The following is a 12,392-nucleotide window of genomic DNA, read 5'->3' on the forward strand; positions in this document are numbered from 1 at the left end:
CGCACACGGGTTCCCCGCGCGAGTGCGCGCGGGGAACCCGTGTGCCCTGGTCCGCCGCCAGCGGGGCGGCCGGGCTCAGTCCACCAGGCCGCGGAAGGACCGCAGCGCCACGGACAGCGTGGCCAGGTCGAACCGCTCGTTCTCCTGGATCTCCGACAGGGTGGTCCCCGCGCGCTCCACCCGGCCCCCGTTCTGGTCGAGCCACTCGGCGATCAGCTCCGAGGGCTCCTCCGCCGGACCGCTCTCCAGTACCCGGGCCGTCAGGTCGGCGTGCGCCGCGTACAGGTCGTCGCGCAGCGAGGCCCGCGCCGTGGTGGCCCAGCGGTCGTCCCGCGGCAGGTCGATGATCCGCTCGCGCCACCAGCTGATGTTGAGCCGGTCGGCCAGCTCGAAGTACAGCTCGGCGACCTTCTCCACGGAGCGGCCGGTGCGGTGGGCGATCTCCACCAGGTCCAGCGTGGAGTAGGCGGGCACCATCACGGCCACCTGCTCGGCCAGCTCGGTCGGCACGCCCATCGACGTGTAGCGGTCGCGGCGCTCGACGAACGCCTCCCGGTCGCGGCCCCGCAGCAGCTGGACCAGTTGCGGCAGCACCTCGCCCACGCCCTCGGCGAAGTAGCCGATCTCGCTGCTGATGTCGAAGGGGAAGGTGCGGTTGCGCAGCAGCCACCGGGCGGAGCGCTCGGCGAGCTTGCGCGTCTCCAGCAGGAGGGCGAGCTGGTTGTCCACCGAGATCTTGTGGTCCAGCTCCTCCACCCGGTCCCAGAACCGGCGCAGCCCCAGCACCTCCTGCACCACCAGGTAGGCGCGGGCGATGTCGGCGGAGTTGGCGCCCAGCTCCTCGTGGAGCCGGAACGCGAAGGTCACCCCGGAGTGGTTGACCATGTGGTTGACGACCTGGTTGACGATGATCTCCCTGCGCAGCGGGTGCGAGGCGATGCCCCCGGCGAAGCGCTCCGACCGCAGCGGTGTCGGGAAGTACCCGGTCAGCGTGTCGGCCAGGTAGGGGTCGTCGGCCAGGTCGGACAGAGTGATCTGGTCCTTGAGGCTGATCTTGGTGTACGACAGCAGGGTGGCGAACTCCGGGCTGGTCAGCCCGCCGCCCGCCGCGCGCCGCTCCGCGATCGCCTTGTCGGAGGGCAGGTCCTCCTGCTTGCGCTTGAGGACCTTGGTGCGCTCCAGGTACCGCATGTACCGGCCGTGGACGTGCAGCATCTGGGTGTCCTGCTTGCGCGAGGCGGCCAGCGCGGTGTTCTGCGCGTAGTTGTTGTCCAGTACCAGCTCGGCGACCTCGTCGGTCATGTCGATGAACAGCTGGTCGCGGTCCTCCTTGCCCAGCTTCCCCGCCCGCACCTCGCGGTCCAGCATGATCTTGATGTTGACCTCGTGGTCGGAGGTGTCCACGCCGGCGGAGTTGTCGATGAAGTCGGTGTTGACCCGTCCGCCCTCACGGGCGAACTCGATCCGCGCGTCCTGTGTCAGTCCCAGGTTGCCGCCCTCGCCGATCACCTTGACGCGCAGGTCGGCGGCGTCCACGCGCAGCTGGTCGTTGGCCTTGTCGCCCACGTCGGCGTGCGTCTCGGTACTGGCCTTGACGTAGGTGCCGATGCCGCCGTTCCACAGCAGGTCGACGGGCGCGGTGAACACGTACCGGATCAGCTCGTCCGGGGTGAGGGCCTCCACCCCGTCCCCGATGCCGAGCGCCTCGCGCACCTGCGGGGTGATCGGCACGGACTTGGCGGTGCGCGGGTGCACGCCGCCGCCCTCGGAGATCAGCTTCGGGTCGTAGTCCTCCCACGTGCTGCGGGGCAGGTCGAACACCCGCTTGCGCTCCACCCAGGAGGTGTGCGGGTCCGGATCCGGGTCGAGGAAGACGTGGCGGTGGTCGAAGGCGGCGATCAACCGGATCTGCCGGGACAGCAGCATCCCGTTGCCGAACACGTCACCGGACATGTCGCCGACGCCCACGACCGTGAACGGCTCCTCCTGCACGTTCACGCCCATCTCGCGGAAGTGGTACCGCACCGACTCCCAGGCGCCGCGGGCGGTGATGCCCATGGCCTTGTGGTCGTAGCCGACCGAGCCGCCGGAGGCGAAGGCGTCGCCGAGCCAGAAGCCGCGCTCGGTGGAGATGGCGTTGGCGGTGTCGGAGAGGGTGGCGGTGCCCTTGTCGGCGGCGACCACCAGGTAGGAGTCGTCGCCGTCGTGCAGGACGGTGCGCTCGGGATGGACGGTCACGCCGTCCACGAGGTTGTCGGTGACGTCCAGGAGGCCGCTGACGAACTGCTTGTAGCAGGACACGACCTCGGCCATCGTCTCCTCGCGGGAGCCGTTCTGGGGCAGCCGCTTGCACACGAAGCCGCCCTTGGCGCCGCTGGGGACGATGACGGAGTTCTTCACCATCTGGGCCTTGACCAGGCCCAGGACCTCGGTGCGGAAGTCCTCCGGACGGTCCGACCAGCGCAGCCCGCCGCGTGCGACCGCGCCGAAGCGCAGGTGCACGCCCTCCACACGCGGGGAGTACACGTACATCTCGTACCGGGGCCGCGGGTGCGGCAGGTCCGGGATCTGCTGCGGGTTGAGCTTGAGCACCAGATAGGGATGGCCCTGGTAGTGGTTGGTGCGCAGGGTGGCCCGGATGACCGCCAGGAACGAGCGCAGGACGCGGTCGTGGTCCAGGCTGGCCACGGCGTCCAGCTCTCCCTCGATCTTGCGGACGAGGACGCCGGTGCGGTCGTCGCGGCCCTCGTCGGGCTGGTCGGGGTCGAACCGGGTCTCGAACAGCTCGACCAGCAGGTTGGCGATGCCCACGTTGGCGACCAGGATGTCGGCCAGGTACTCGGGCGTGAACGTGGCACCGGTCTGGCGCAGGTACTTGGCGTAGGCGCGCAGCACGGTGAGCTGGCGCCAGTCGAGCCCGGCGCGCACCACCAGGGCGTTGAACCGGTCGCTCTCGCCGAGGTCACGCCAGGAGGCGTCGAAGGCCTCCTCGAACAGGGCCTTGAGGCGTTCGGGCGCCAGGTCGGACTCGGGGACGGGACCGAGGCCGAAGTCGTAGATCCACACCCGGCCCACGTCCCGGACGGTGATGTCGTAGGGCCACTCGTCGATGACCTCCACGCCCAGGTTCTCCAGGACTGGCATGACGCGCGAGAGCGAGATGGGCTCCCCGATCCGGTAGAGGCGGAACCGGTGGTAGCCGGGCTCGGCGCCCTCGCGCTGGTACAGGACGGCCGAGAACTCGCCGTGCCGCCGCTCGGGGTCGGTCCGGTTGAGGAGCCTCTCCAGCTGGCCGATGTCGGTGGCCGCGGTGTCGGGACTGTTGTCGACCTTGTAGGCCTCGGTCAGGCCGCTGGAGTAGCGGTCCTTGAGCTCGGTGGTACGCATGGGGCCGAAGGCCCCGGTGAGGGCGTCGTCGAGGTCCGCGTCCCATGAGCGGGCGGCCTGGCGGACCTTCTCCTCCAGGGCGACCTGGTCGATGTCGGCGAGGGTCTGCCCGTGCCGGGCCCGCGCCACCAGGTACAGGCGGGCGAGCGGGGCGGAGCCGATCAGCACGTTGTGGTCCATGGTCGCGCCCTCGAAGGCGTCGGCGAGGACGTTCTGGATGTCCAGGCGCACCCGGGTGCTGTACTGGTCGCGCGGCATGTACACGAAGCACGACATGTACCGGCCGCCGTAGGGGTCGCGGCGCATGAACAGCTTGGTGCCGCGCCGGTCGCGCAGGCGCAGGACCCCCCGCACGATGTTGTACAGCTCGCCCACGGGGATCTGCAGGAGCTCCTCCCGGGGGAAGGTCTCCAGGAGCTCGATGAGGTCCCTGCCGTCGTAGCTGTCGGCCTCGAACCCGGCCAGGGCCAGCACCTCGGCCTGCTTGCGGCGCATGATGGGGATCTGGGAGATGCTGGTGGTGTTGGCCTGGGAGGTGAACAGGCCGAGGAAGCGGCGCTCTCCGACGATGTTGCCCTGGGCGTCGAACTTCTTGACGCCCACGTAGTCCAGGTACTTGGGGCGGTAGACGGTGGCGCGCGAGTTGGCCTTGGTCAGGACGAGGGTGTAGGGCTCGCGTGCCTTGGCGCGGATCTCGGGGGCCAGGGCGGAGAAGCTGGTGGAGGCGGGCGAGTCCATCCGCAGGATGCCCAGGCCGGAGCCGGGCTCGGGGCACAGGGAGTCGTCGCCGTTGTCGTCGGTGACCAGGCTGTACTCGCGGTAGCCCATGAAGGTGAAGTTGCGTCCGGAGACCCAGCGTAGGAAGTCCACGCTCTCACCGATCTCGCGCGGGTCCACTCCCCCGGCCACGAGGCGGTCGGGGTAGGCGGCCAGCTCGTCGGCGATCCGGATGGCCCGGGCGCTCATCTTGGCGGCGTCCTCGTCCACGTAGCGCACGTCGGCCAGGACGCTCTCCACGCGGGTGGCGATCTCCTCGAAGCGCTCGGGATTGGACTGCGGGTCGATCTCGATGTGCATCCAGGACTCGTCGATGGGCAGCAGGCCCTCGCCGCCGGCCTCGGGGTCGACCTGGCGCAGGCGCCCGTCCAGGTCCCGTCCGACGGTCATCTGCGGGTGGATGATCAGTCGGACTCCGGCGTCGAGGTCGCTGAGGGCCATGGTGACGGAGGAGACGAGGAAGGGGGCGTTGTCGGTGACGACCTCCAGGACGCTGGTCTGCTGGTCCCAGCCGTCCCGTTCGGCGTCAGGGGTGTAGACGCGGACCTTGGCCCTTCCGGAGGCGCGGTGGGTGCCGAAGGCGAGGTGGGCCTCGGCGGGGCCGCAGATCTGCTCCGGAGAACGGCCGCTGATCTCCTCGGGGTCCGTGTGGCGGTAGTAGGCGGGGAGGAAGCGCCGGACCGCGTCGGCCTCCTCGGGGCTGATGCGCGCCCCCGGGGACCACCTGGCGGCCGCGTCGCTGAGCAGCTTCTGGAGATGGACGTCGGATTGCCCGGACATAGGGATCTCTCACTCCTTTGTGAGCAACGTCGCACGCGCGCTGGCAGAACAAACGGTCACATGGTCTGTGAAACTGTGTGCTGGTGTGTTACTTCGTGTGAACGCCCTGGGCCGCAAGGAACCCGCCGGCGTGACGGTTGAGGGTTGGCCTGTGCGCACAGGCGGTCGGGATGCGGGGCTCCGGACCACGTTGTCCCAGCCCCTCCCGCTGCCCAGGCTACTGGTTTTCGACCCCGGAAACAGGACCGACACCGTTACATGATGATTACCCACCGTTAGGAACGGATTGCGGTGATCGGTGACTTCGTACATGGGCCACGACCTACCCCAGGGGGGCGGCGAACATGTCGCTACCGGGACGTCACCTGGTGGACCGCGGTCATCACGGCGCGCGGATCGGTCAGGTCGGGCAGGACCGCGACCGCCCCGGCCCCACGCAGCTGGCCCTCCGTCACCGAACCGCTGAGCACCGCGACCGGGACCGCGCCACCGATCAGGGCGGCGCGCACGTCCGGTGCGGAGTCGGTGACGAACACCGTCTCCTCCTCGGTGTAGGCCCGTCCGCCCTCGCCCGCCGCGTGCAGGCGGATGGACTGGATCAGGCTGGACTTGGGGTAGTTGACCGAACCGTATCCGCCGATGGACAGGTCGAGGTAGGGGTCCAGCCCGAACGCGACCAGCTTGGCCGTGGCGTTGGCACGGGTGCTGCCGCTGACCACGGTCTGGACGGTGTCGGGCATGGAGGCCACGGCCGCCAGGGAGGCGGCCGCGCCGGGCATCGCCCGCCCCTTGGACAGCAACTCCTCGGAACGCCTGCCGAAGGACTCCTCCAGGGCGTCCAGGAACTCGCCCAGGATGCTGGTGTCCGGTTCGACGTCGACGTAGTTGCGGGCGCAGAACTCGAAGAACATCTCCGAGTCGGTTCGTCCCGCCGACGAGGTCAGGTAGACCAGCGGCTCACCGGTGACCTTCTCGAAGGCCTCGGCGTAAGCGGCCCTCATCACCTGCCCCACGTCGAGGAGGGTGAGGTCGATGTTCCATAGCACCAGGCGGCTGATGGCTGACTCCTCGCGAGACGGGCCTGTAGGGACCCCTCCATCTTGCCGTATGGCCCGAGAAAGGCAGAAACCTCCGTCCGGGTCCGGCCGCGGCAGCGTACTGTCACGCTCCGCCCCGGCCCTCCTGGACGAGGTAGCGCAGCTCCTGGACGGCGAACCACATCAGCTCGTGGCCCCCGGCGGCGTCCGAGGCGGGGTCCTGAACCGCGATGGCGATGTCGCGGGCGGCGTCGGCGTCGTCCACGTGGGCCGAGGCCAGCTTCTTGTAGGGGACCGCTCCGGTGACCCTCACCCGGGCCACGCCCTCCCCCGCGCGGCCCTCGTGCTCGACCACGCGGTCGGGCATGTCCGCGACCAGCACCACCCGGCGGCGGGGCGCGCCGGGGTCGGCGGCCAGCAGCGCCAGGGACTCCTCGGCCGCGGTGTACATGGCCTCGTACTCGGCCTCCTCGGCGTCCTCGTCGGGGCCGGGGACGGCCGTGAACGCGGTCGGCGGGACGTCCTCCAGCCGCCCCTCCTCCAACAGGCGGGCCAGAGCGGGGATGGTGCTGGGCAGGAAGACGTACATGTGAGCGGCTCTCCGGGGTGTGGTCTGGTCACGTCAAGTGTGCCAAATCCGGGTCGCCCCGGCGCCCCGGCGGCCCGGGCCGGAAGGGATCAGGCCGCCCGCTCGTCGGGAACCGGGGGCGCGCCGTCCCCGTCCGGCGCCAGGAACCGCTCCAGCTCCAGCCGCGTGGCGTCCACGTCGGTGTGCAGGACGCCGGCCATGCCGAGCTCCTCGGCGATGTGGACGTTGTGCTCCAGGTCGTCGATGAACACGCAGTCCTCGGGACGCAGGCCGAGTCGCTCACAGGTGTGCAGGTAGATGCGCTCCTCGGGTTTGCGCATCCCCACCTCACCGGAGATCACCACCGCGTCGAAGGCGTTGTCGAAGTGCTCGCGGGGGTAGCAGTTGCCCCAGGAGTTCGACAGCAGGGCTGTGCTGGCTCCGCTGTCCCTGGCCTCGCGCAGTACCTCGTACATGTCGTGCACCGGGTCGAAGTCGCGGAACATGCGGTCGATCAGCCCTTCGGCCACCACCGGGCCGCCGTGCGTGCAGCGCAGCAGGGCCGCCAGCTCGCGCTCGAACTCACAGGTGTCGATCTCGCCCCGCTCCAGCGCGTGCACGAGGTTGTCCCCGTCACAGCTGTCGTCGAAATAGGGGCGCATGACCTCGTGGTAGTGCTCGATGTCGATGCGGTCCGCGTGCAGCCAGGTCCGGATGCCCTCGCGCAGCGGCGGTGTGAGCACGCCGCCCCAGTCGCAGATGACCCCGCGTCGGTTGCCGTCCATCCGATCCCCTCCTTGGTCGTCGGTGGTCGCTCGCGTCCGTTCGGACGGCCGCCCGCTCCTCGGTCACCCGAGGGGTCGGGCGGGCAACGGTTCTTCCCGTTCCCCGCCCGTCTCAACCACCGCGGATCCGACCCGGGTCAGGTGGTGAGCCCGGTCCCGGCCTCCACATCGGCCGCGGGGATGTCCACCGGCAGCTTCCCGGAGGGCTCCACCAGACCCGCGATGACCCGGGCGGCAGCCGCCCTGGACACGTCCACGGACGAGTAGAGGGCAAGGAACGCCTCCGCCTCGGGGAACGCCGCCAGGTCGTAGGGCGTGCCCTGGGACACCACGACGACCGGGAGCCCTTCGGCGCGCGCGGCCCCGACCAGACCGCTCTGCTCCGAGGCGCCGCTGCCTCCACCGGTGCCCACGACGACGGCGTCGGCCTCACCGCCCGACCCGTTCACCACGTTCACCCCCGACTCGGTGAGCGTGGCGGCGATCTCCTCCGCGCCCACACCCTGGACCCGGACACCGCTGCCCTCCGCGAGCGGCAGCAGACCGCCCTCGTTGCGCACCAGGGTCGCCGAGGCGTCCGCCACGCGCTGGGCGGCCTCGGCGTGCTCAGGGTCCTCCAGGACGGCCGCGGCACCTTCCGCGTCCACCGGTTCGGCCTCCAGGACCCCGCGCTTCTCCTTGAGGGTCAGGACGCGCAGTACGGACTCGTCGACGCGCTCCTCGGTGAGGCGGCCCTGTTCGACGGCCTCGCGGATCGCGGACACCGCGGCGGCCGGGTCCGGCGGCATGAGCAGCTGGTCCACGCCCGCCTCCAGGACGCGCACGGCGATCTCGCCGTCGGAGTGGCGCTGGCGCACACCCTCCATGTTGAGGGCGTCGGTGGTGACCAGGCCGTCATAGCCCAGCTCCTCGCGGAGGATGCCGTCGATGAGCTCCGGGGAGATGGTGGCGGGTTCGGGGTCCTCGCTCTCGTCCAGCCGCGGCATGAGCACGTGCGCGGTCATGATGGCGTCCACGCCCGCGTCGACGGCCGCCTCGAACGGCGGCAGGTGCTCGGCCTCCCAGCGGTCGCGCGGCAGGTCGATGACGGGCAGGCCGCTGTGGCTGTCCACGTCGGTGTCGCCGTGGCCGGGGAAGTGCTTGACCACCGACGCCACGCCGTTCGCGGAGTAGGCGCCCGCCTCCGCGACGGCCATCTGCGCGACCAGGTCGGGATCGGAGCCGAAGGAGCGGATGCCGATGACCGGGTTGTTCGGATCGGTGTTGACGTCGGCGTCGGGCGCGTAGTTGAGGTTGACGCCGAGCGCGGTGAGTTCCTCCGCCGTGGTGGAGGCGCGCAGCTCGGCCAGCCCGGTGTCGCGGGTGGCGCCGACGGCCATGGCGTCGGGGAAGCGGGTGCCCACGGGAAGCCGGGCCACGAGGCCCTGCTCCTGGTCGATGCCCAGGAAGAGGGGGACGCCCTGCCCCTGTTCGGCGGCGAGGTCCTGCACGCCCGCCGACATGGTGGCGATCTGCCCGGCGTCTTCGAGGTTGGCGTCGAAGTAGATGAGGCCGCCGGGCCGGTAGGACTCGATCTGGGCGGCGTTGTCGGCGGCCGAGGTGCCCTGTGCGGTCAGGACGAGGAGCTGGCCGATCTTGTCGTCCAGGTCCATCCCGGAGAGCAGCTGGGGCGCGAGCACGGGCTCGAAGGGCTCCGCGTCGGCCGACGGCTGGGGTTCGTTGTCCTCCGGCGAGGAACCCACCTCCTCTGTGGTGCACGCGGTGGCGATCAGGGCGAGCCCCACGCAGGCCGGAGCCAGGGCGTGCGGAACGGGCAGTCTCATGGCGGGTCTCATCTTCCGGCGGGTCGTGGGTTCGCCGCTGGAGAATACCCGTTTTCGAAGGCCGGGTCCCCTGACGCCACGGGGAGGGCCTGGAAGAACCCGAGCGGACCGGGAGGCCGGGGCACGGCGCGCGGGCACGATCCCGCCCGCGCACCGGCCGCTCAGCTCCAGGTGAAGAGGAGGTCCCCGTGCTCGACCGCGCCGCTGGCGACGTCGCCGAGCACGTCGGGCGGCGCGTCCAGCGCGACCACCGGGACCACCGACGGCCGCCCCTGGGCCGCGACCATGCCCGGGGACCAGCGGACCACCGGGGTGCCCGCCTCGACGTCGTCGCCCTCGGCGGCGAGGAGGGTGAACCCCTCCCCCGCCAGCTGGACGGTGTCGATACCCAGGTGGACGAGCACGCCCCGGCGCTGGTCGGGGGCCATCACCACGAACGCGTGGGGGTGCAGTTTCACCAGGGTCCCCCCGATGGGGGACACGGCTTCCTGGAACCCCTCCTGCCCGCCCTCCTGGCCGGGCTCGGGGTGGACGGCGACCCCGGGTCCGACCATGGACTGGGAGAACACGGGGTCGGGCACCGTTTCGAGGGACAGCGCCGTTCCGGGCACGGGGGAGAGTACGCGCAGCGCACCGGTCACGTCTGACATGGGGGATGCCTTCCCTTCCAGAACGGTTTGATCCGCACGTGGGGGTGTCGTTCGCACGACGGCCGGGCGGAGAGGAACCGTCGGGGAACACCGCCTATTCGAGCAGGTCCCGGATGTCGTCGGTGAGGGAGTCGGCCTCAGGGCCGACCACCACCTGGACGACGTTCCCCGAGACGAGGACCCCGTGCGCGCCCGACGCCTTGAGGGCGTTCTCGTCCACCAGACCGGGGTCGGCCACCTCGGTGCGCAGGCGGGTGATGCAGGCCTCGATGTCCTCGATGTTGTCCGCACCGCCCAGCCCGGCGACGATCGCCGTTGCCTTGTCAGCCATGTGTCCTCCGTGTTCTGCCATGGAACGGGGGTGTCCCCGAGGCCTGGGGGCGAGCTTATGGGCGACGCGGCGCACACACCAGGGCCCACGGCCGAACGGGGTGTTGGGTGGGGCGGCCTCAGGAGGTCTGGGTGACCTTGTTCAGACCGCGCGGGACGTCGGGGTCGTAACCCAGGCGGCGGGCCAGGCGCTCGGTGAGCAGCTGGGCGGGAACGATCAGGTTCATCGGGGACACCCACTCGGGCACGTCCGGGACGGGGACGGACAGGTCGCTGACGGCGGCCAGGGCATCGCCGCCGCCGAAGCCGAACACCGGTGCGCCGACGGAGCGGACGCGTTCGGCGAGGGTGACCGTGCCCTGCAGGGTCGGGCCGGTGGGGGCGGCCACGAGCAGGGCGGGGGTGCGCGGGTCCACGACGGCGATGGGGCCGTGCAGCAGGTCCGCGTAGGACAGGCCCATGGCGTGGAGGTAGCAGGCCTCCTTGAGCTTCAGCGCGGCCTCCAGCGCGGTGGAGAAGGCCATGCCGCGCCCGGAGATGACCGCTCCCTGTACGGCGACCATCCGCTCGACGATCTCCTCCAGGGCGTCGGCGGGGGCCGCGAGGGTCTCCTCGATGCCCTCGCAGACCCGGGACAGGTCGCCGGGGTCCAGGTCGGCCCCCAGGCCCAGGGCCAGGACCGCGAGGGCGGCCAGTTGGGTGTTGTAGGTCTTGGTGGCGGGCACCGCGACCTCGTGCCCGGCGCGGGTGACCAGGGCGACGTCGGCCTCCATGGCCAGCGGGGACTCGGCGCCGTTGGTGACGCCGACGGTGCGGGCGCCGCAGTCGGCGGCCCAGCGCATGGTCTCGACGATCTCCTCGGTCCTGCCGGACTGGGAGATGGCCACGGCCAGGACCCCGGACAGGTCGACCCTGGCGCCGTAGGTGGTGGCGATGGACGGCGAGCCCAGGGTGGCCAGGCGGCCGGTGTACGCCTGGAGGAGGTAGCTGCCGTAGACCGCCGCGTTGTCGGAGGAGCCGCGCGCGATGAACAGCACCTGCCTGGTGGAACGGCCCAGGGCCTCGATCTCGGAGCGCAGCGGCAGCAGTTCGGCGAAGGTGCGGCGCAGCGCCTCCGGCTGCTCGGCGATCTCGGAGCGCATCACGCTCGTCGTGGTGGTCATGGAGGGCCTTCCCCTGTGTGAGGCGTTGACGGGCGGTTGGATACCAGGCTGCCCGGACCGCGTTCCGTTCGCCGGAGGCCGCGCCGGGCACCCCTCGGACCAGGAGGAACGCGTCCTCCCGGTCTTCCCTGGTGACGGCGCGAACCGCCTGCTGTCAGGCGGATTGACACGTGAACGCAGCTGTGGTCTAGTCCGGACTATACCAGTTATGTCCGGCTTGCCCCGGAAAGCCCTCGGCAGAGTCGGAACCGAGCACCCGGAGCGCGGGCGGCCCCGTCCCGCGCTAGGGTCTGACGCCAACTCCACCGCCGACCGAGAAGGCCGCCCGCTCCATGTCGATCGATCCCAACAACCCGCTGCCCAAGTACAGCCAACTACGCGACCTCCTTCTGGACTGGATCACCGAGGCCGGGCTGGGCGTGGACGACATGATCCCCTCCGAGCGCGAGCTCAGCGCCACCTACGGGCTCTCGCGGATGACCGTCCGCCAGACCATCGACCTGATGGTGGCCGAGGGGCGGCTGTACCGGGTTCCCGGCAAGGGGACCTTCATCGCCCGTCCCAAGATCGAGATGTCCCTGGTGCTGGCCTCCTTCAGCGAGGACATGCGCTCCCGCGGTTTCGAGCCCGGTGCGCGCGAGCTGATCCGCCAGGTCATCCCGGCGAGCGGTCACACGGCCCGCATGCTCGACATCGCGCCGGGCACCCTGGTACACCACATCGAGCGCATGCGTACCGCCGACGACGAGCCCATGGCCGTGGAGCGCTCCAACATCCCCGCCGCCATGGTCCCGGGCCTGGAGGGCTTCGACCTCGCCGAACGGTCCCTCTACGAAGTGCTGGAAAACGAGTTCGACATCCTGTTGGATTCCGGGGAACAGACCATCGAGGCCGGGATCTGCGACTCGGCGGACTCCCGGCTCCTCGGTCTGCCCGCTGGAAGCCCGGTGCTGGTGATGCAGCGCCGAAGCTTCACCAAGGGACAGTGCGTGGAACTGGCACTGTCCACCTACCGCGCCGACCGCTACCAGCTGCATTCCCGGCTGGACCCGCGGCGGCACGGCGACTGACGCCCCCGCGCCCACGAGGCGC

General features: G+C 70.8%; 9 protein-coding genes. 1 reads left to right on the top strand and 8 read right to left on the bottom strand.

The window, feature by feature from the left end:
- Nucleotides 1–75: 75 nt before the first annotated feature.
- The 8 genes from FYX01_RS07900 to FYX01_RS07935 all read right to left on the bottom strand — a co-directional run bounded on the left by FYX01_RS07900 (nucleotide 76) and on the right by FYX01_RS07935 (nucleotide 11,300).
- Nucleotides 76–4,944, bottom strand: a complete 4,869-nt coding sequence (locus FYX01_RS07900) for an NAD-glutamate dehydrogenase (protein WP_150239080.1) — start codon at nucleotides 4,942–4,944, stop codon at nucleotides 76–78.
- A 350-nt stretch (nucleotides 4,945–5,294) separates the two neighbouring features.
- Complete coding sequence (locus FYX01_RS07905) at nucleotides 5,295–5,990, bottom strand: HAD family hydrolase (RefSeq protein WP_150239082.1); 696 nt, start codon at nucleotides 5,988–5,990, stop codon at nucleotides 5,295–5,297.
- Nucleotides 5,991–6,105: 115 nt separating this feature from the next.
- Entirely contained in the window at nucleotides 6,106–6,570 is a 465-nt protein-coding gene (locus FYX01_RS07910; RefSeq protein WP_150239084.1) for a DUF6912 family protein, read from the bottom strand.
- 89 nt (nucleotides 6,571–6,659) lie between these two features.
- Nucleotides 6,660–7,334 carry an HAD family hydrolase gene (locus FYX01_RS07915; protein WP_150239086.1) on the bottom strand — a complete coding sequence of 225 codons (675 nt, stop codon included), beginning with the start codon at nucleotides 7,332–7,334 and terminating at the stop codon, nucleotides 6,660–6,662.
- Between the two features lie 137 nt (nucleotides 7,335–7,471).
- Entirely contained in the window at nucleotides 7,472–9,157 is a 1,686-nt protein-coding gene (locus FYX01_RS07920; protein ID WP_150239088.1) for a glycoside hydrolase family 3 protein, read from the bottom strand.
- Nucleotides 9,158–9,318: 161 nt separating this feature from the next.
- Nucleotides 9,319–9,807 (bottom strand): PTS sugar transporter subunit IIA, encoded by a 489-nt coding sequence (locus FYX01_RS07925; RefSeq protein ID WP_150239089.1) that lies wholly within the window; start codon nucleotides 9,805–9,807, stop codon nucleotides 9,319–9,321.
- A 94-nt stretch (nucleotides 9,808–9,901) separates the two neighbouring features.
- Nucleotides 9,902–10,138, bottom strand: coding sequence for a PTS sugar transporter subunit IIB (locus FYX01_RS07930; RefSeq protein WP_150239091.1), 237 nt, complete (start codon nucleotides 10,136–10,138; stop codon nucleotides 9,902–9,904).
- Nucleotides 10,139–10,256: 118 nt separating this feature from the next.
- Nucleotides 10,257–11,300, bottom strand: a complete 1,044-nt coding sequence (locus FYX01_RS07935) for an SIS domain-containing protein (protein WP_150239093.1) — start codon at nucleotides 11,298–11,300, stop codon at nucleotides 10,257–10,259.
- Nucleotides 11,301–11,632: 332 nt separating this feature from the next.
- Here FYX01_RS07935 and FYX01_RS07940 point away from each other — a divergent pair, with 332 nt between their 5' ends.
- The gene (locus FYX01_RS07940) at nucleotides 11,633–12,370 is read left to right on the top strand and encodes a GntR family transcriptional regulator (protein ID WP_150239095.1); all 738 of its coding nucleotides are present in this window, start codon (nucleotides 11,633–11,635) and stop codon (nucleotides 12,368–12,370) included.
- Nucleotides 12,371–12,392: the final 22 nt, after the last annotated feature.

It is taken from the genome of Nocardiopsis quinghaiensis (genome assembly GCF_008638365.1).
Taxonomy (GTDB): Bacteria; Actinomycetota; Actinomycetes; order Streptosporangiales; family Streptosporangiaceae; genus Nocardiopsis; species Nocardiopsis quinghaiensis.

Excerpts from the sequence above, each read along its gene's own strand:
- FYX01_RS07900 (WP_150239080.1), bottom strand. The coding sequence starts at position 4,944 with ATGTCCGGGCAATCCGACGTCCATCTCCAGAAGCTGCTCAGCGACGCG.
- FYX01_RS07910 (WP_150239084.1), bottom strand. The coding sequence starts at position 6,570 with ATGTACGTCTTCCTGCCCAGCACCATCCCCGCTCTGGCCCGCCTGTTG.
- FYX01_RS07915 (WP_150239086.1), bottom strand. The coding sequence starts at position 7,334 with ATGGACGGCAACCGACGCGGGGTCATCTGCGACTGGGGCGGCGTGCTC.
- FYX01_RS07920 (WP_150239088.1), bottom strand. The coding sequence starts at position 9,157 with ATGAGACTGCCCGTTCCGCACGCCCTGGCTCCGGCCTGCGTGGGGCTC.
- FYX01_RS07925 (WP_150239089.1), bottom strand. The coding sequence starts at position 9,807 with ATGTCAGACGTGACCGGTGCGCTGCGCGTACTCTCCCCCGTGCCCGGA.
- FYX01_RS07930 (WP_150239091.1), bottom strand. The coding sequence starts at position 10,138 with ATGGCTGACAAGGCAACGGCGATCGTCGCCGGGCTGGGCGGTGCGGAC.
- FYX01_RS07935 (WP_150239093.1), bottom strand. The coding sequence starts at position 11,300 with ATGACCACCACGACGAGCGTGATGCGCTCCGAGATCGCCGAGCAGCCG.
- FYX01_RS07940 (WP_150239095.1), top strand. The coding sequence starts at position 11,633 with ATGTCGATCGATCCCAACAACCCGCTGCCCAAGTACAGCCAACTACGC.